Source organism: Sphingobium sp. TomTYG46, assembly GCF_055396345.1.
The window spans coordinates 621,398-640,307 of the sequence record NZ_AP027325.1; the positions used below are offsets into that span (position 1 = coordinate 621,398).

The window sequence follows — 18,910 nt, forward strand, 5'->3', positions numbered from 1 at the left end:
TCATGTTTGGATTGGGAGAGTCCCGCTTGGATCCGTTTCTTCTCGTCGAGCGCGACGGCCCCGTCGTTGTCGCCCGCTTCAACCGCCCCGAAGAACGCAACACCATCACCGAGGTCGCGCATAGCGAGGAAATCGTCGATTTCTGCCGCCAGATGGTGCGGGACAATTCGGTGCGCGCGATCGTCCTGACCGGCAATGGCAAGGCGTTCAGCGCAGGCGGCAATGTCAAATATATGGCCGAGCGTTCCGGCATGTTTGGCGGCACCCCCTATGAAATTCGCAACGCCTATCGCACCAGCGTGCAGATGATCGGCCCGGCTATCCATGAACTGGAAGTGCCGATCATCGCGGCGATCAATGGCCCGGCGATCGGCCTTGGCCTGGACATCAGCTGCATGTGCGACATCCGCCTGATGGCCGACACTGCCGTGGTGGCCGAAAGCTATGTGAAGCTGGGCATCATTCCCGGCGGCGGCGGCGGCTGGCTGTTGCCGCGCCTGATCGGGCCGCAGCGCGCCAATATCATGACGCTGACTGGCGATGCGATCAATGCGCAGACGGCGCTGGAATATGGGCTGGTGGCCGAAGTGCTGCCCGCCGACAAGCTGATGGACCGGGCGCTGGAACTGGCGGGCAAGATCGCCGCCAATCCGGGCCACTCCACCCGCATGGCCAAGCGGCTGATGCGCGAAGGGGCCGACATGAAGCTGACCACGCTATTAGAAATGGCGGCGGGCTATCAGTCGCTCGCCCATTATACCGAAGATCATCATGAAGCGATCGCCGCCTTCCTTGGCAAGCGCGCGCCGGAGTTCAAGAACAAGTGAGCGAGCAGCAGACAGCCACCGGGCCTCTGGCCGGGATCAAGGTGCTAGACCTTTCGCGCGTGCTGGCGGGGCCGTGGACCACGCAGATATTGGGCGATCTGGGCGCGGACGTGATCAAGGTCGAACAGCCGGGTCAGGGCGACGACACCCGCCGCTGGGGGCCTCCCTTCCTTGACGACGGGTCGAAGGACGCGGCCTATTATCTGTGCGCCAATCGCAACAAGCAGTCGGTAGCGATCAACCTGGCCGACCCGCGTGGCGCCGACCTGATCCGCGAGATCGCGCTGGGCGCGGACATCGTGGTCGAGAATTTCCGCGTCGGTGGCCTAAACAAATATGGGCTGGATTATGCATCGCTGTCGGCGATCAATCCCAAGCTCATCTATTGTTCGATCACCGGCTTTGGTCAGGACGGCCCCTATAAGGATCGCGGCGGTTACGACTTCCTGATCCAGGGCATGAGCGGGCTGATGTCGATCACCGGCCGTCCCGACGGTGAGCCGGGTGGTGGGCCGATGAAGGTCGGCATCCCGATCAGCGACCTTGTGACCGGCCTGTATTCGGCGATCTCCATCCTCGCGGCGCTTGCCCATCGCGACCGCACGGGCGAGGGCCAGCATATCGACATGTCGCTGCTGGATACGCAGGTGGCGTTGCTCGCCAATCAGGCGTCCAATTACATGAACGGGGGCATGATCCCCCGGCGGCTGGGCAATGAGCATCCCAATACCGTGCCCTATCAGGATTTCTCCTGCTCCGACGGCGATATATTGGTGGCATTGGGCAATGACCGGCAGTTCCGCAGCTTCTGCGACCTGATCGGGCGGCCGGACCTGCCGGACGATCCGCGCTTTGTTGATAATGGCAATCGCTCGCCCAACCGGAAGGCTTTGCAGGACGAGATGGGTCCGGCGATCGCGAAGTGGAAGTCGGACGATCTGATCGCCGCGATGGAAGCGGCGAAGCTGCCGGGCGGGCGGGTCAATGAAATACCCGACATTCTTGCGGACGAGCATATCGCTGCGCGTGGCGTCATCAAGGACATGGTTCGGTCGGACGGCACACCGGTCAAGGTGCTGGGCTATCCGGGGAAATTTTCCAAGACGCCCGCCGATTATCGCCGCGCGCCGCCGCGTTCGGGTGAGGACACGCGTGACGTGTTGAGCGACGTGCTGGGATTGTCCGAAGGGCAGATTGCAGCGCTTGTCGAAGCGGGGGTAATCGCGGAAAAGCTGCATTGATTTTGGCGCGCAGAGGCGGCGGAGGCGGAGGACGGTGATTATGGCCCTCCCCCCCGTCACCCCGGACTTGATCCGGGGTCCCGCTTCTTTTCGCGGTGCCGTGAGCGTAGCGGGACCCCGGATCAAGTCCGGGGTGACGGATGTAGCTACTGGTTCATCATGCCGGGGACGCCCGGCTCAAGATTGAGAGGATTACAGCATGACCACCAAGATCGGTTTCATCGGGCTGGGCGCCATGGGTCTGCCCATGTCATCGAACCTTCAGCGCAAGGGCTTTGCGGTCACCGTGTATGACATCGACGCGGAGAAGATGGACAAGGTGGCAGCGCTGGGCGCGACCAAGGCCGCCACGGTCGCCGAGGCCAGCCGGGGTCAGGACATCGTCATTACCGTCCTGCCCGCGACGCAGCATGTCGAAGCGGTGGTGCTGGGCGAGGACGGCGTGCTGGCCAACATCGACGCGGGTGCGGTGCTGATGGACCTGTCCACCATCGACGCCAAGGGGACGGACCGGGTGGCGGCGGCCTGCGCAGCCAAGGGCATCGGCTTTGTCGATGCGCCGATCGGCCGTCTGGCGCTGCATGCCGAGCGCGGGGAATCGTTGTTCATGGTCGGCGCGGAGGACGCGGAATTCGCGCGGGTCGAACCGGCGCTGAAGGCGATGGGCACCGACATTTTCCGCTGCGGCAAGCCGGGCATGGGCAGCCGCATGAAGGTGATCAACAATTTCATGCTGCTGTCGACGGCGCAGATCGTTGCGGAATCGCTGGCGCTGGGTACGAAGCTGGGCCTCGACATCCAGACCATGCATGACGTCACCGGCAACACCACGGCGCGCAACGGCCAGTTCCATGTGCTGATGGTGAACAAGGTGCTGAAGGGCGATATGGAGCCGGGCTTCACCATCGACCTCGCCTTCAAGGACTTGACGCTGGCGATGAACGCGGCGGCGGAAAATCGCGTCGGCCTGCCCATGGGCGCGGCGGCGCATGCCGCGTTCGGTGGCGCACGGGCGACTGACTATGCGAACAAGGATTATTCGGCGCTGCTCGACTATGCCTGCCGCAACGCCGGTGTCGAAACGCCGCGCATGGATTGATCCGGAAAGGCCGTGAGCGCGCCGCAACTGATCGCCACCTGCTGGACCACGGCAGGCAATGTCCGGCCCGACCGGCCGGACAATCTGGGCCGCTTTCCGCTGGAGCAGCGGATCGAGGCGGCGGCGCGCGCGGGCTATGCGGGGACCGGCTTTTGGCTGGGCGACCTGCTTGCCCGGGAGGCGAGCGGGCGGGACTATCGCTCGCTTAAGCGGCGGCTGGATGATGCCGGGCAAAAGATCGTCGAGCTGGAATATCTGGCCGACTGGTTTGCATCGGGGGAGCGTCGCGCTCGGTCGGATGCGGCAAGGGCGGAGTTGTTCCGCGCCGCCGACGCGTTGGGTGCGCGCCATATCAAGGTGATGCCGCCGTTCGTGCCTGACGATCCGGCGGGTGACGATCTGGCTGGCGAATTTGCGGCGCTTTGTGCGCAGGCGGCGGATCATGGGCTGATGATCGGGCTGGAGATGCTGCCCTTTTCGATGCTGCCGAACCTGAGCGCCGCGCTGGAGATGGCGGCGGCGGCAGACGCGGCCAATGGCGGTCTGCTGGTCGATATCTGGCATGTGATGCGCTCTGGCGGCACGATGGAGGAGGTTGCGCAACTGCCCGCGCGCTTCATCATATCCGCTGAACTGTGCGACGCGACGATGGCGATGCAGGGTGAGATCACGGAAGATACGATGCGCCATCGCAAGCTGTGCGGCGAGGGTGAGTTTGATGTGCCGGGCTTCATCCGCGCGATGGGTCGGGCGGGCTATGACGGCCCTTATGGCGTGGAAATCCTGTCCGATGCGTTTCGCCAGCTTCCGCTGGCCCAAGCCGCGCGGCGCAGCTTCGATAGCAGCGTGGCGCAGTTTGGCCGCTGATCCTTTAGGCATGATCGTGTTTGAGTGATCGTCACCCCGGACTTGATCCGGGGTGACGGAAAAGGAGCCTTGATACAGATGCGATCGATTGTCCTGTATGCATTGACGATTGCGCAGAAAGGCATTTCCGTCGCATCCGCCCTGTCATAGGAGGCGCATGGCGGCGGGGGCGAAACCGTCGAACCTAAGGGGCACTGTTCATGGCTGTGACGATACTGGGCGCGCTGGTCCCGGTGTTTGGGCTGATCCTGATCGGCTATGTGTGCGGGCGCTATGACATATTGGGCGATCGCGCGTTCGAGGTGCTGAACCGCTTCGTCATCGCCATCACCCTGCCCATCCTTACCTTTCGGTCGATCGCCCATATGGACCCGAGCAATCTGGCCGTGCCGGGCATGTTCATCGCGGTGACGCTGGGCGCGCTGATCACCTATGCGCTGGCCTTTGCGATTGCCCGCCGTTTTGGCCGGTCGGGGGCGAATGCGAATATCGCGGCTTTGTGCGCCTGTTTCAGCAATACGGGCTTTATCGGCCTGCCGGTGGCGACGCTGGCCTGGGGACCGGAGGCGATCGCGCCGGTGTCCGTGACGATGCTGATCTACTCGGCGATCGTGTTCACGGTCGGTCTGGTGATGAGCGAGGTGACGGCGAGCCAGGGCCATGGGGTGGGCACCGGATTGAGGCTGGCAGCGCGATCGACGGTGCGCAATCCGTTGATCCTGATGGCGGTGCTGGGGTGCGTCTGGTCGGTGCTGCGCCTGCCGCTGACGGGACCGGCGGACATATTGATGCAGACGCTGGCGCAGGCGACGGCGCCGTGCGCGTTGACGGCGATCGGCATCTTCATCGCGCTGCCCCGGCAAAGCGCCACGCCGGGTCCGATTGGGCGGGTCGTTGCGCTGAAGCTGCTTGTTCAGCCGCTGATCACGGCGGGGCTGTTGTGGATGCTGCCGCCGATCCCGCCGCTTTGGGCGAAGGTCGCGATCCTGATGGCGGCGATGCCGGCGGGCGCGTCCAGCTTTGTGCTGGCGGGGAAGGCGGGGCGTTGGGCGATGGAACTGAGCGCGTGGGTGGTGATGCTGACGACGACGATGGCGTCGATCACGCTGATCGGGATGCTGTGGTGGCTGGGGGCCTAAAGGTCTTCGGTGACGCGCGCCATTGCCAAGGGGCGGACGAGGAGGAAGAGGGCGGACCAATCGCCGGTGTCGGCAGCGGCTTCGCGTTCCTGCCGGGCGATGAGATAGGCGTCGTCGCGCAGCCGTTCGAACAGGGCCTGCACCCGGTCGCGGCCATTGGGGCCTAGCCAGAGCATGTCCGAGACATAGCGGGCGTCCCCCTCCAGCAGCGAGGGGCCGAGGAAGAAATGCTTTACCACCCGGTTGAAGGCCTGGTCGAGCGGGCCGCCGGGGCGCCAGCGGACGGCGCGGCTGGTGAGTGGGCGCAGGCGTCCGCCGGGCAGGCTGTCGACGAGGCCGAGGCGTCGCAGCCGTTCGATCGCTTCGTCCAGCGCCGCCGTGCCGATGCCGAGCGTCGACTGGCACTCCGCCCGCTGCGCGCCGTTGAGGATGAGGAAGAAGAGCAGCGCGAGGCTGCGGTCGGCGGCTAGGACGCGCTCCTGCGCCAGGGTGAAGCGATCCGCGCCGCTGTCGGCCGATCGGGCGAGCAAGTCGCGCACGTCGATGCCGATGGCGAGGCAGAGGCGGTCGAGATTGTCGAGCGTTAGTCCCTTGCCCCGCAGCCAGCGCCACAGGGTCGGCTCGGCGACGTCCATGCGGGCGGAGAGGTCGGCGACCCGGACGCCTTGCACACGCAGTTCGTGGCGGAGCTGGGCCAGGATTGCGGCGACGCCGGGGCTTTCATTTTGGGGCATGTGTGATTTCCGATCTCTGAATGATCGTAGGGGATCATATAATGATTGTTAATGGCAAGCGCGAATTGATCCGGGGGCGTCCTTATCCCACTATGCGTGCGAGATAAGAGAGAGGATGGACGGATGGCGACCACGGCCGACTATGGCTTGGGCGAATATGCTTTCCCCCGTGGCTGGTTCATGATCGCACGGGGCGAGGATGCCGTTGCTGCGCCCAAGGCGCTGCGCATGTTCGGGCGCGATCTGGTACTGTATCGGGGGGAAAGCGGGCGCGCGGCGCTGCTGGATGCCTATTGCCCGCATATGGGCGCGCATCTGGCGGCCGAGCAAAGTTCGGGCGCGGGCGCGCAGCGCATCGAGGGGGACTCGATCCGTTGTCCCTATCATGCATGGCGCTTCGGGCCGGATGGCATTTGCAACAATGTGCCCTATTTCGACGGGCCACTGCCACCGGCCGCGCGGGTGCGCGCCTTTCCGGTGGAAGAGCGGTTCGGATGCCTGTTCGCCTGGCATGATCCCGAGCAGATGGAGCCGGACTATCCCCTGCCCGACCTGCCGGAATGGGAAGATGCGGGCTGGGTGCGCTGCGTCTATGATGATCTGGGGCAGATACCCGTCCATCCGCAGGAGATTATCGACAATCTGGTCGATGCGCGGCATTTCGGGCCGGTGCATGGGCAGCGGCTCGCCTATTTCAACTCGCGCTTTGAGGGCGTCACCGGACGGCAGCTGTCGGGCGGAGGTCATGAGACGATGACCAGCGAGGGCGGCGTGCTGGACGTCGATGCTTATTATACCGGGCCGGGCATATTGATCGCGCGCTTTTCGGGTGAGACGGATGCGGTGCAGATCGTGCTGCATACGCCGGTCGAGGATGGCGTGACCCATGTGTGGCATGGCATCATCACGCGGGGACGGCAGGTGCCGCCTTCCGCAGAGGATGTCGAACTGCATGGCCAATATCAGGAGCTTGGCCTTTCCGCCTTCTCGCAGGATTTCGAGATTTGGCGGACGAAGGCGCCCGCGTTGCAGATATTGCGCTTGCCGACCGATGGGCCGTTCCACCGCAACCGCGCATGGTATCGGCAATTCTACAATCCGCGCGCGCAGGCGGCGAGCCATCAGGGCCGCGCCAATGGCGACCATGCCACCAAGGGGCTGGATCAGGCGCCGACGGCCGCAGCGGCCGAATGACATTCATAACTGACAGAGGATAGTAGAGAAATGAACAGGGATTTCCCGGAAGGCGCGGCGCTCATCTTTGGCGGCAGCGGCGGGATCGGCAAGGGCGTCGCGGTAGAGTTCGCCAAGTCGGGCACGGACGTCGCCATCTGCTATCGCAGCAAGAAGGACGTGGCAGAGGCGACCGCGCAGGCGATCGAAGCGCTGGGCGTGAAGGCGAGCCTGCATCAGGTCGATGTGCGCGATCGCGCTTCGGTGGATGCCGTCGTTGCGTCCGCCACCGCCGCCCATGGCCGCGTGCATAGCGTCGTCTGGGGCGCGGGGCCGCTGGTGCCGCAGGTCGCGATCGCCGAATGGAGCGACGAGCAGTTCCGGCAGGCGATGGAGGTCGAGGTGTTCGGCTTTTACAATGCGGCCCGCGCCTTCATCCCGCACATGCGCGAAAAGGGCGGCGGATCGTTCGTCCATCTGGGATCGGCGGGGCATGACTGGTGGCCCAAGCTCGACGGCCTGTCGGTCGCGCCCAAGGCGGCGAACGAGGCGCTGATCAAGGGCATCGCCAAGGAAGAGGGTAAGTATGAGATCCGCGCCAATTCGGTGCTGGTCGGCGTCATCGACGCGGGCATGTTCCACGAACTGACCGCGCAGGGCGTGTTCGACGATTATTGGATCGCCGAGACCAAGAAGCTGCTGTGCCTGAAGCGCTGGGGTCAGTCGGAGGATATCGGCCAGGCGGCGGTGTTCTTCGCATCCGAACGCGCCCGCTATGTGACAGGTCAGGTGATTTCGGTGTCGGGCGGCTTTGGGGTCTGATGCTGTCTTAGGGCGGTTTATGAGAGGTTCTTAGGGGGGGGAGGGCTTACCACCCTCTCCCTTTTCCCTTCCTGCCGCTAGAGCATGATCATGCTTGCGTGATCGTCACCCTGGACTTGCTCGGGGGGTGACGGCTCTTTTCTGACGCTGCCGAGGCAGCGGGACCCCGGGTCGAGCCCGGGGTGACGGAAAAGGAGCCGAGGGCGTAAACTCATACGGGCGGGACGCCGATCCTGATTTGGAGCGCCAGGCTTTAAGTCCGTCGCAGGACATGTTCGACGCTATCATCGGCTGTACCGGCTTTCCCTTCGTCGCAGCCGACTTCCTTTTCCAGCGCGGCGCGGATTTCTTCGACCTCGTTCGCGCTGCGATGCTCTATGCCGATAAACTGTTCGCGCGCGGCGTCGAGAGCGCGGATGACCTCGTCCAGCTTTGCCTGCATGGCGGCGGCGTCGCGATTCTGGCTGTTCTGGATCAGGAAGACCATCAGGAAAGTGACGATGGTCGTGCCGGTGTTGATGATCAGTTGCCATGTGTCCGAATAGCCGAACAACGGACCGGTCACGCCCCATATCAGAATGAGCCCCAGCGCGAACACAAAGCTGAGCGGCTGGCCAGCGGCCGAGGCGATCCGGGTGGCCATGGCGGTGAAGATGCGGTCCATATCATGTCCCTAATGCTGCTGCCGCTGGTCATTCGGAACCAGCAACATTTAGAAACATTCAACCAAGCGAAATGATCAACGCCGCCGCAATAAAAGCCACGGGATACGCAATATCTACTCTGAGCGTCATCCTGCTGGGCTTTGTGTCATGGCAAAGCGCGCATAGTGATCCGCTGCTGTCGCTCTGCCTCGCCGCCGGGGTGGTGACGTCGATCGTCGGGATGGGGTTGCGATGGCTGTCCTATCGCGTGGACGAGACGAAAAATGAGGCCGTCAACAACGCCAGCCCGAACGGCGGGCGTGGGACATGATGTGATGCATCACCTGATCTATGCGGGCGCGATGGCGCGCAGCTTGCCGCATAAATCTGATGATCATGGTGGGTGAGGGAGCCGCCGCGCCGCCATCGGCGGATGCGAGCAGGCTCCCCTTGCTACCCGTAGATTAGAGTTCGACCACCGACAGAATGTGGCTGTCAAAGCCCGGCCAAACATAGTCGAACTCCAGGATCAGCGTGTCGCCGATCTGGCCGCTCGTCAGCAAATCCGTCTCGACAAACAGCTGAAGGCCGTTGCGGCCATAGGCATAGCGCGTGACGTTGCCGAAGGCCGGTGACGCGTCCAGTTGCGCATCGATTTCCGCATTGCCCTGACGGGGGCGATTGACCTTTACCTTCAGGCGGCCCTTCAGGTCCGGATCATTTTCGTTCGCGTCGATGAGGGCGAGCGTCATCTTTTCGATCACTTCGAAAGAATCGACCAGCGTTCCGATGTGGAACGTATATTCGGGATCGGATTCCACCGCCTCGCGCAGCGCGGCAACCGCCGCATGTTCCTTGTCCGTGCCATAGCCCAGCGCTTCGCGCGCGGCCTTGTTCAGCGCGGCCTGCGCCGCGGGCAGGGCGGCCAGATAGAAGATGCCATCGCCGCGGCTGCGGTTGTCGTTATGCACCACGAAACGATAGAAGTTTCCCTGGGGAAAGGGCAGCATCTGCGTTTCCACGAAGCCCAGAAGCTTGAGCAGCTTGGCCGCGACAGGGCCGTCCTCCGCGTTCGGATAATATAGGGCAACATGCCCCATCGAACGCATGCAATCCTGTGCCTCTACCGCCAAAGTAGCCATTTTTAGTGCCTCCTGATCCGGCCGCTCGCACGGCCCGTATTGCGTGGAAAATCCGCCCGATCGGGCCATCCATCCTGAACGCCGTTAGTTGCGCCAAGCGACCGCTGCCGCAACCTGATCCGCCCTTATGCCGCCTGCGTGGAACTACGCTTGTCGAGTGTGACATGCAGGCCGTTGGTGCGCTTGTGCATGTCGGGGGTCTTGTCGCGGGGGTTGTAGAACTGCTTGTACCAGGTCCGAACCTTGCCATAGGGGCCGTCATTGGGGATGACGAGCGGATTCAAACAGGCCCGCTTGTTCTGCCAGATTTCGACATCCTGGGCGAAGGCGAGGCGGCTGCCTTCCTGATATTCCAGCGCGGCGGCGCGCAGCTCGTCCGTCACCGGCGCGGAGCCGTCATTCACCTGCACCATCAGGCCATGCCAGACGCGGATCTTGCCATCCTCGATCGGCGTGTGGGTGATCATGATGAAGCTGTCGAAGGTTCCCGCCATCTCCGACTGGAGGATCGAGGGGCCGGTATACCAGGTGTCGAGCGTCAGCACGTCTTCGGGATTAAGCGTCAGCGTGCGGTGCCCGGCGGCATAATATTGGTGGACGATATGGTCCTTGAACTCATTGGCGAAGTAGACAAAGTCCTTCGCGCCATGGATCGGGATGAAGTGGCCAAAGTCGGCCATGTTGTCGACCACCTCGATCGGGTGGATGTCGAGATCGCCCATATAGTCGATCTTCCAGTTGACCCAGCCCGGCGCATCATAATGGCCGCCAAAGTCGGGCAGGTCGAAATTGGGTTCGAGCCCTTCGGGATCATGCCAGATCCAGATCGTGCCCGCCCGTTCCATCGCCGGGAAGGTCTTGAGCTTGGCTGCCTTGGGCACGAAGTCGGAATAGGGAATGTTCTTGCACTGGCCGTCCGGGCCATATTGCCAGCCATGGAAGGGGCAGCGGATCGATTCGCCCTCCACCTGCTCGCCATCGCGCACGATGTAGCTCGTCGTGTTCTTCGCCAGATGCGCGCCCATGTGCGGGCAATAGGCCTCCGTCACATAGACCTTGCCGCTCTCGCCACGGTACATCACCATGTCCTGGCCGAGGTAGCGCATCGCCTTGGGCGTGCTCGTCGCCTCAGCGCTCTCACCCACCATGAACCAGCCACGCGGAAAGGTGAATTCACCCAGACGATAGTCCGACGATGTCGCCATTTCTTGATCCTCTCACTCGCTACCTGACGTAGCAGGACGGGCCGTTCGCCCATATGAACCATATGGCGATCAGCCCGACCACGATAACTGCTGCCATATAATTTACGCAAAGCCATCCGCTCGCGCAAGTTACTTATCGCCAATAAGCTTGAACCGGCCCTTAATGCTGCGCATTGGAGAAACGGCCACCCGGCGTCACCCCGACGTTGCGTAGGCCCAAAATCACGGAGCCGTGGCCGCTTAGGCCATCGCCCGCGCGGCCGATATGGTTTCGTGCAAGGTCGCGAGCAAGGCGTCGAGATCGGCATCATTGGCGATGCTGACGTCCAGCATGACGGCCCCCTTGGCGACCCGTGCCCGCCCGATGCGGTCGCCGCCCGCAAGGATGGCGATCTCACCCATATCCCTGGGCCGCCGCGCGGCAGCCTGACGCAGGCGGGACAGGACCGTTGCGGATGGCAGCAGCGCCCCGTCACCTGCCGCCCGCGCCTGCTGCTCTGTCGCGATGATCCGTGCTTCGGCGATCACATCCGCTCGCTGCTCGTTCCTGCGGAGCAGCGGGGTCAGCAATTCGGAATAGCGGACCTTCAGATCTTCCTTCGTGGCGAAGGCCTGGATCACCTCTTCGGGCAGTTGGGCAAGGGCGAGCAGGCGGCTCAGCTGGCTGTTGGACAGGCCCAGCGCTTGCGCCATGCGCGATTGCACACCGCCGTAGAAGCGGTCCACCGCCTGCTGATAGCTGCGCGCGCGGTCGAGTTCGCAAATGTCGGCCCGTTCCCGATTCTCGATGTCGGCCAGCCGGAAGGCTTCCTCGTCGGATAGCTCGACCAGCAGCGCGTTGAGGCGCAATTCAGGGCGGCCATTATGGTTGAGCCAGTCGATCGCAAAGCGGCGGCGGCTGCCGACCAGCAACTGGTAGGGCTGTTCCGACGCGCGGGGGTTCAACCGCACCAGCACGGGAATGCGGTTGCTGCCCTCGGCCGCTATGGATTCGATCAGCGACCGGCAGCTGTCGGGATTGAGGCCCGGCTGATCGCGCGGATTGCCGTCCCAGACCACGCATTCGTCCGGCCGGATCAGCATCGGCGCGCGGCTGTCTACCCTGGCCTCGGCAAAGCTGGTGAGCCGGTCGTCCAGGCGACCCAGCGCCTCCTGCTCCGCCATGGCCGCGCGGCCGGTTTTGCCATCGCGAGACAGCGTCGCCATCATCTCCCGTATCAAGGCCACCATTCCATCGATCCTCCGTTGCCGGGACTGCACTAGCGCCATGCGCCCTGTCCCGCCCGCTGGACTGCGTCCGTAATGGTGCGAGTGAGGGGCAGCGGGCGCCTTCTTTGCGTGTACGCAAAAGCGGGATCGGCGCAGGCCGACCCGGCGCCATCGACGATCACGGTCGATGTCATGGTGCGGGCAAGACCCAGAAGATAGGCGACGCGCGACTGGTTACGTTCCGATGCATGGGCCGTGTGCAGGAAAGGGCGGTCCAGCTTCACCATGTCGGGGGACAGCGCCATCAGCTGCCCTACCGACGCGCGGCCCGACCCGAAGCGCGATACCGATATCCGGACACCCAAGGCGCGGAGCGTCCTGACAAAGGCCAGCGCGTCGCGAAACAGGATGATGTCGCTATGGTCGCTAATCTCGATCACCAGCCGCCGCGCGACCTGTGGCGCTTGCCTTAGCCGGTCGAGCAGTTCGCCCCAGCCCGCCCCTTCGCCATGCAGGTTGAGGGACAGGCTTTGCGGCGACAGCGCGACGGACAGGCAGGCGGTCGGGTCGCTCTCCAGTTCGCGCAGCACGTCGCGTACCAGCAATCGGTCGATCAGATGGGCCAGGCCGAGCCGCTCCAGCGCGGCGCAGCTTGTGGCGCAGTCGGTCTGCTCGCCGGTCTGGCCCGCGCGCCGCAGCGTTGCTTCATGATATAGGGTGGCGTCTGCATTCTCGACCCGCGACACGGGGCGCCAGCGGATGAAGGCCGTGCCGTCGTGCACCTGATGCAAGAGGGCGGCGGCCTGCGCCATGTCCTGCCGGTACAGGGCTGCGGCCTCGCCGGGTCGGATGGCAATGGCCCCCTGATGAAGGCTGGAGGCCGTGAGCCGGGCGCGCGCCTCCCCTTCCCCGGCGGCGGCATGGCCTGCGGATATGGACAGCAATATATCGCGGCCTTCGTACCGGAACGGTTCGCTGTCGAGCGCTTCGCAGAGCTTTTCGACCAACCTTTCCACGGGCTGGGACCGCATGAGCGGATAGCGCGCGGTCAGGGTGATCCGGCCTCCCTCCACGCCGCGAAGGTTGATGCGGCCCAGATGTCGCCGCGCCGCATGGGTCAGATGATCGACCGCACCATCGGCGGCATCGGCACCATAGGCCGTTTCGATCGCATCAAAATTATTGAGATTTATGACCAGCAGATGCTCGGCCTGATGGGGTTTCGTCAAAGGCACATCCTTTCAGTGAACCCAGCGCACAAGGAAAAGGACGGGAAGGTTTGAGGAGGCGGCGCCCACCGCCTCCTCTCCCCTCCGCGGGAAGGCCTAGAGCGCGCTGCGTTTAATCGGACGCAGGTCGCGCGCTCTAGTTTTTTGTTATCGCATCGTTTTAAGCGCAAAACCGGTTCCCACTTTTGCGCACGATGCTCTAGCGACCTAACAAGCCTCCCAACAGGCCGGTAACCGGCGCGATCGGGCTTTGTTCGCCCGTCGATGGAGCCGAAACGCCACCGAGCAATCCGGTAACTGGCGCCAGCAGCGATTCCCCGCCGCCGCCGCCGCCTGCGGGCAGTGCCGGAGCCAGCCCGTTGACGGCGTCGAGTACGGGAGAGACGACGCTGTCGATGGTGGATGTCACCGTGGCGACAACGGGCGCGGTGCCGGTCACGACCTGATTGACCGCGGCGCCCGCTTGCGCCCCCAGCACACCGCCGACGAGGTTGCCGACCGGCGCGAGCCCGGCCTCCACACCCGCCGTGGTTGTCGGGACCGTCACATCGACGATCGTCCCCTGCGTCAGCACATCGGCGGTCAACAGCTGCCCCTGCGCGGGGGCCGTGGTGGACGGCAACAGATTGACCCCGGCCAGCGTGCCGCTGGTGGAGGGACCCGTTACCGCCTCACCACCGACATTGGCGCCGATCAGCGGAGCGCCAAGCAGCGCGCCCGGCGCTTCGCCGCCACCGCCAAGCGCACCCGTCAGGCCGCCCGCGACGGTTTCGACCAGCCCCGTAACGGGGGCAAGCGCGCCATCGCTGCCGACAAGCGGGGCCGTTATAGGTGCGAGCGCGCCGTTCAGCGTGTCGAGCAGTGGCGCCGTCACTTGCGTGGCGGCGGAGGTCACCGTTGCCACTACGGGGGCGAGGCCATCGGTCAATTGGGTGACCGTGCTCCCCGCCTGATCGCCCAGCAAAGTCCCGGCGAGCGAACCCACCGGCGCCAGTCCCTGCTGCACGCCCGCGACCGTGGTCGGCAGGGTGGCCTGCACAACGGTGCCATCGCCGTTCAGCAGATCGACCGTGGCAACGGTTCCGGTCGCGCTCCCGGCGTTGGAGAGGGCATTCAGACCGACCAGTGATCCGGGACCTGTCGGACCCGTGATCGCCTCGCCACCCAGATTGACCCCGATCAGCGAGCCGCTGGTCGGGCCAGTCGGACCACTGGGGCCGCTGGGTCCGCTGGGTCCAGACGGACCGGTCGGGCCAGTGGGACCACCGGGGCCAGTAGGGCCTCCGGGACCTGCCGGGCCGTTCGGTCCTGTTGGGCCACCGGGGCCTGTCGGACCACCTGGACCGGTAGGACCGCCGGGGCCGGTGGGACCGCCTGGACCTGTGGGGCCGCCTGGACCCGTTGGGCCACCGGGGCCGCTGGGACCGCCCGAACCATCTGGGCCGCTCGGGCCGGATGGACCACTCGGCCCACCTGGACCACCAGGACCTGTCGGGCCGCTGGGACCGCTTGGCCCCGATGGCCCGGAAGGCGTGTTCCCGCCTGCCGTGCGGACACTGAAACCAACGCCATCGGAGCAGGCGCCGAGTAAGAAAAGCGGAATCGCCGTGGCGCAAAGCAGCAGACGCCGCCCTGACCGCGCTGGCCCAATCAAAGACATGCTACAACCTCCCTGTTCAATGCGAACATCATCGCAAGGCCACAAGGCTAAGCACGGCATTCCCTTACGGCTTCTTCTAAAATCACCGATTTGGTGAGATTGGGGTTTCGATTGGTGGAAGATGCGGAAGGCCATAAGGAAGGCGGGGGATCAGATACGCAAATGGCGCACAAGCGCTGTTGGGAGGAGGAAAACCGCCGGTCAGGTCCGGGAAATGGCGTTCGGCCTGCTTGCAACCGTGCAAAATGGCGTGGTCGGGATGATTCCGTTCTTTATCCATTATGGCTCAATCTTTGTTCAATGCAGTCGGTGCAGTGGGAAGAGGAACGGATTAGGCGAGCGGGTTTTCCGTCACCCCGGGCTCGACCCGGGGTCCCGCTGCCTAAGCAATGTCAGAAAAGAAGCGGGACCCCGGATCAAGTCCGGGGTGACGATCACTCAAACATGATCATGCACTAACGCCAGCGTGGCCCTTCGATCCAGGTCACCAAGCTCCGCCGCACGCCCGCCGTCACCGGCAGCACCCGATGTTGCAGGAAGGACGGAAAGATCAGCAGGCTTCCCCGCGCCGCGAATGTCGCGCCGGGTTGCGCGACGCAGAAGAATTCGAACGTGCCGCCTTCATACTCCTCGGGCTCCGACAGTTGCACCACGACCGACAGCTTGCGGTCGAACGGGCGGCCTGATTCCAGCCACACATCCTGATGCCAGTCATATTTGCCCTGCTGGGTGGCGTGATATTCGGTGAACTGCACTTCATAGGGCGCGACGATGTCCACGCCGAAGTTGGTTCGATTGGATGCTTCGACAAATTGCATCACCCGATCGACGATGTCCTTTTCACGCAATGGATCGAACCAGCGGATGATCGAAGACCGATACGCCTGATCGTCGCGGCTGCTGTCCGCAAAGCCGACCGTCGCGGACTGGTCGGCATAAAAATCCGCCCGCTTGACGATGGCGTCGCATTCGGCAGCCGTCAGGGCCGACGGCCACACTTCCCATACATTATTCATGATCTCAGCCTTCCTTTGCGTACACGCAAAACGGGGTCAGAAGGCGCGCCCAATCCCGAAGAAGAAGCGCGCCCGGCGCGAATCTGCGCTGGCGGCGCGCTTGATCGGCACCGCCAGCTCCGCGCTCGCCCGCCATTTGCTGCCGATACCGATGCGCACGCCGCCGCCAGCCGATGCGAGCGAGACATTCTCGGCAGGCAGGCGGTAATGAGGACGGGCCACCGCATGCGCGACCGCGCCATCGGCATAGGTGAAGAGCGTCGCCTTTTGCAAAATCCCCGCGCGTGCAGGGGTCCAGCTGAGTTCAGCGCCGCCCGCGATGGCCTGTTCGGCGGTCCTGATCCCCACCGGGAACGCCATGCCAGCCCCGCTGCCGCCTAGCGAAAAGCGCTCTGTCACGGGCAGCCTGTCGCGGGAATATTGCGCCTTCGCATTGAGTTTCAGGGCGACGCGTTTGGACAAGCTGCGCACGGCCACCGCCTGCACATTGACCTTGGTGAAAATCTTCTCCGAAAAGCCGGTAAAGGCCCGCGCGCCCAATAGGCCCACGCCCCGACTGACGACCGCTGACAGGGCCTGCCCCTGCTGCTGGTCGGAATGCGACCAGGATGCACCCAGCCGCACCGCCCGCGATTTATAGTCGCCAAACCGGACATCGAGGAAATAATTGCTGCTGTCGATCCCGTCGATCGAGGCGTTGACGGTCAGGTTGGTCTTGTTGGAGCGGACTAGCGCGTGGCTGATCGCCACTCCCGCCAGCGTCGCTTCCCCTTCGATCGGCCGGTCGCGCACGCGGCTTTTCATATGGGCGATGTTGGCGGACAGGGTCGTGCCGTTGCTGCCGATCGGGGTCGAATGGCTCAGGGAATAATATTGATAGCGCTCCGGATAAAAGGGCAAATAGCCCGCGATCCGGCTACTGTCGCCTTCGCGCAACAGCCCATTGGCCGTGACGGACAATTGCGCCTGAACGCCGTCGATCATGTTGCTGACGGCGCTATTATCGATCAGGATGCCGATCTGCACCTGCTCCCGTTTGACGATCAGGTCCAGGATCAGATCGCCTTCGCCGCCGCCCTGACGCACCCGCGCCTCGACGCTTTGGCCCGGTATGTCGCGTAGCAGGCCCAGCGCGCGTTCCAGCGTCGCCTTGCGCAGCGGAGTATCGCGCTTCAGCCGCCGCATCTGCGCTTCGATCAGACGGATCGGCATGCTGGGGGAAACGCCCGCCAGCCGATATTCCTTCACCCGTCCTTCGACGATCTTGACGATCAGTTGTCCTCCTGCGGGCACCTGCGCCGGGATGGATACGGCATAAAAGGCGATGTCGCTGCGGGCGTAGGCATCGCTTACCGCCTTCGCCGCCGCCTGCAATGTCTCACGCGTCAATGGCCGTCCGATCAACGGAGCCACCGCCTTGTCCAGCAGCGGCGCGGGCAGCGAGCCTCCCATATAATGCACCCGCGCCAGCCGGACGCTCTCGGCCGAATTGCCCACCGATCCAACCGCCGGAGCGGGCGTAGCGACGGTCACGGAAGGGGCAGGCGCAAGGCCCGGCGCAACCCGATCGGCCCTGTCCCGGTCGATCACTGGCGCAGACGCACCCTCTCCCGGCCCGGCGATCTGCGCCGCTGCGGGAGCGGTCATTGTGACGAGCGCCACCGCCGCCACAACCGCCTTCAGCCCGTTGATTGCCCTGTCGAAACCCATTTGCCCCATGCCGCCCCGCGCCATGGAAAATGGCGCCTGCCAGCATCAGGGCCTAGAGCAATGTCTTTGCGATTTGCCCCGGAAGTGGAACCGATTTGGTGCATTTCCGCCAATTGTTCACCCGGACAAGTGGCGATTGTCACCAGATTGGTGGGATCGTCGCAGAGGTGGAGCGCGATAATCAACTTCCGTCATCCCGGCGGAAGCAGGGATGACGTGATAGGAAGGGATCAGATTCCGGGCACGCCCAACAGTCGCGCCTCGTCCTTCAGCCTTGCGGCCTGCCCCGGATTGGCCTTGCGCGCTGCCTCATACACCGCCTGCGCCTTGGCCGTTTCGCCGAGCGTCATGCGGCTGCGCATCAGCATGATCCAGCCATCGACATTGCCGGGATTGGCTTTGAGCTTGGCCTCCAGCCCTGACACCATGCCCTCTATCATCGCGTCCTGCTGGCCCTTGGGAAGCTGCGACGCCGACTGCATCTGCTCCCGGCTAGGACCCGGGATTGCCGCTGTTGCTACCGAGCCGATCGGCGGATGTGGCGCGGTGGGCTTTACTGCGGCCAGGCGATCCTTCACGTCGATGCCGTTGATCTTGCCAACCTGTTCGATCGTGCGGCGCAGGTCCGCTTCCCATGGCGCGCCGGGCGGCGTGTCGGCGAGCAGGGCCAGCCAGTCGCGGATCGCGCCGTCATGATCCTTGGCCAGGTCCTTGCGCACTGCCTGAAAATAGCGCGCGCGTGGCTCCTTGGGGTCGAGCTTTACCGCCTTGTCGAAAGCGTCTGCCGCTTCCCGGGGCATCGGGTCATGCTCGCTTGCCATCACCACCGCTTCGCCGAGCGATGACCAGAAGGTCGCATTGTTCGGGGCCAGCTTCACCGCATGGCGATAAGCCCGCGCCGCGTCGGCGTGGCGGCCGTTTTCGAAATAGGCCCAGCCGAGCATCTGCCAGCCTTCCGCGTCATTGGGATTGGCGCCCACACGCTCCTGCAAACCACGGATGACGCTTTCCGGATCGGTGGGCTGCTGGCCCGCCGCCGCGAAGGGGGCCGACGCGGATGCCGCCTCTGCCTTTCCCGGCCGGTCGCGCCAGACATTATAGCCGACCGACACAATCGCCAGCCCGGCCGCTCCGATGAGAGCCATGCGCCCCACGCTCAGCTTCGTCACTTGCACCATCCCCGATAATCTCAA

The 18,910-nt window shown here is 64.2% G+C and carries 18 protein-coding genes; 8 read left to right on the forward strand and 10 right to left on the reverse strand.

The window, feature by feature from the left end:
• Nucleotides 1-26 precede the first annotated feature (26 nt).
• From ACZ5YV_RS16130 to ACZ5YV_RS16150, 5 genes are all read left to right on the forward strand, one after another.
• Nucleotides 27-827, forward strand: coding sequence for a crotonase/enoyl-CoA hydratase family protein (locus ACZ5YV_RS16130; protein WP_464789400.1), 801 nt, complete (start codon nt 27-29; stop codon nt 825-827).
• Nucleotides 824-2,068 (forward strand): CaiB/BaiF CoA transferase family protein, encoded by a 1,245-nt coding sequence (locus ACZ5YV_RS16135; protein ID WP_464789401.1) that lies wholly within the window; start codon nt 824-826, stop codon nt 2,066-2,068. Before ACZ5YV_RS16130 ends, ACZ5YV_RS16135 begins: the two co-directional genes overlap by 4 nt.
• A gap of 199 nt (nt 2,069-2,267) precedes the next feature.
• Nucleotides 2,268-3,167 (forward strand): NAD(P)-dependent oxidoreductase, encoded by a 900-nt coding sequence (locus tag ACZ5YV_RS16140; protein WP_464789402.1) that lies wholly within the window; start codon nt 2,268-2,270, stop codon nt 3,165-3,167.
• Between the two features lie 12 nt (nt 3,168-3,179).
• Nucleotides 3,180-4,034, forward strand: a complete 855-nt coding sequence (locus ACZ5YV_RS16145) for a sugar phosphate isomerase/epimerase family protein (RefSeq protein ID WP_464789403.1) — start codon at nt 3,180-3,182, stop codon at nt 4,032-4,034.
• Between the two features lie 200 nt (nt 4,035-4,234).
• A complete protein-coding gene (locus tag ACZ5YV_RS16150; protein WP_464789404.1) occupies nt 4,235-5,173 on the forward strand; it encodes an AEC family transporter in 939 nt (312 codons plus the stop codon).
• Here ACZ5YV_RS16150 and ACZ5YV_RS16155 read toward each other — a convergent pair.
• On the reverse strand, nt 5,170-5,907 hold the full coding sequence (locus tag ACZ5YV_RS16155; protein WP_464789405.1) for a helix-turn-helix domain-containing protein: 738 nt from the start codon (nt 5,905-5,907) through the stop codon (nt 5,170-5,172). The two genes, ACZ5YV_RS16150 and ACZ5YV_RS16155, sit on opposite strands and share 4 nt — an antisense overlap.
• A gap of 123 nt (nt 5,908-6,030) precedes the next feature.
• Here ACZ5YV_RS16155 and ACZ5YV_RS16160 point away from each other — a divergent pair, with 123 nt between their 5' ends.
• Both ACZ5YV_RS16160 and ACZ5YV_RS16165 read left to right on the forward strand, forming a co-directional pair.
• Nucleotides 6,031-7,101, forward strand: coding sequence for a Rieske 2Fe-2S domain-containing protein (locus ACZ5YV_RS16160; protein WP_464789406.1), 1,071 nt, complete (start codon nt 6,031-6,033; stop codon nt 7,099-7,101).
• Between the two features lie 30 nt (nt 7,102-7,131).
• Entirely contained in the window at nt 7,132-7,902 is a 771-nt protein-coding gene (locus tag ACZ5YV_RS16165) for an SDR family NAD(P)-dependent oxidoreductase (RefSeq protein WP_464773255.1), read from the forward strand.
• A 253-nt stretch (nt 7,903-8,155) separates the two neighbouring features.
• On the opposite strand, the gene ACZ5YV_RS16170 is transcribed toward ACZ5YV_RS16165, so the two are convergent.
• Entirely contained in the window at nt 8,156-8,566 is a 411-nt protein-coding gene (locus tag ACZ5YV_RS16170; RefSeq protein WP_449469518.1) for a low affinity iron permease family protein, read from the reverse strand.
• Nucleotides 8,567-8,637: 71 nt separating this feature from the next.
• Between ACZ5YV_RS16170 and ACZ5YV_RS16175 the strand changes: the two genes are divergently transcribed.
• A complete protein-coding gene (locus ACZ5YV_RS16175) occupies nt 8,638-8,877 on the forward strand; it encodes a hypothetical protein (protein WP_464789407.1) in 240 nt (79 codons plus the stop codon).
• A 133-nt stretch (nt 8,878-9,010) separates the two neighbouring features.
• On the opposite strand, the gene ACZ5YV_RS16180 is transcribed toward ACZ5YV_RS16175, so the two are convergent.
• The 8 genes from ACZ5YV_RS16180 to ACZ5YV_RS16215 all read right to left on the reverse strand — a co-directional run bounded on the left by ACZ5YV_RS16180 (nt 9,011) and on the right by ACZ5YV_RS16215 (nt 18,895).
• A complete protein-coding gene (locus tag ACZ5YV_RS16180; protein ID WP_464780568.1) occupies nt 9,011-9,688 on the reverse strand; it encodes a hypothetical protein in 678 nt (225 codons plus the stop codon).
• Between the two features lie 125 nt (nt 9,689-9,813).
• Nucleotides 9,814-10,893: a Rieske 2Fe-2S domain-containing protein gene (locus tag ACZ5YV_RS16185; protein ID WP_464789408.1), complete on the reverse strand. Its 1,080-nt coding sequence runs from the start codon at nt 10,891-10,893 to the stop codon at nt 9,814-9,816.
• A 240-nt stretch (nt 10,894-11,133) separates the two neighbouring features.
• Nucleotides 11,134-12,123, reverse strand: coding sequence for a ParB/RepB/Spo0J family partition protein (locus tag ACZ5YV_RS16190; RefSeq protein ID WP_464789409.1), 990 nt, complete (start codon nt 12,121-12,123; stop codon nt 11,134-11,136).
• A gap of 29 nt (nt 12,124-12,152) precedes the next feature.
• A complete protein-coding gene (locus ACZ5YV_RS16195) occupies nt 12,153-13,331 on the reverse strand; it encodes an EAL domain-containing protein (protein WP_464789410.1) in 1,179 nt (392 codons plus the stop codon).
• Between the two features lie 199 nt (nt 13,332-13,530).
• Nucleotides 13,531-14,991, reverse strand: a complete 1,461-nt coding sequence (locus tag ACZ5YV_RS16200) for a hypothetical protein (RefSeq protein WP_464789411.1) — start codon at nt 14,989-14,991, stop codon at nt 13,531-13,533.
• A gap of 455 nt (nt 14,992-15,446) precedes the next feature.
• Nucleotides 15,447-16,007, reverse strand: a complete 561-nt coding sequence (locus tag ACZ5YV_RS16205) for a 2OG-Fe(II) oxygenase (RefSeq protein ID WP_464789412.1) — start codon at nt 16,005-16,007, stop codon at nt 15,447-15,449.
• Nucleotides 16,008-16,043: 36 nt separating this feature from the next.
• A complete protein-coding gene (locus tag ACZ5YV_RS16210) occupies nt 16,044-17,741 on the reverse strand; it encodes a ShlB/FhaC/HecB family hemolysin secretion/activation protein (protein WP_464789413.1) in 1,698 nt (565 codons plus the stop codon).
• A gap of 206 nt (nt 17,742-17,947) precedes the next feature.
• On the reverse strand, nt 17,948-18,895 hold the full coding sequence (locus ACZ5YV_RS16215) for a tetratricopeptide repeat protein (protein WP_464789414.1): 948 nt from the start codon (nt 18,893-18,895) through the stop codon (nt 17,948-17,950).
• Nucleotides 18,896-18,910: the final 15 nt, after the last annotated feature.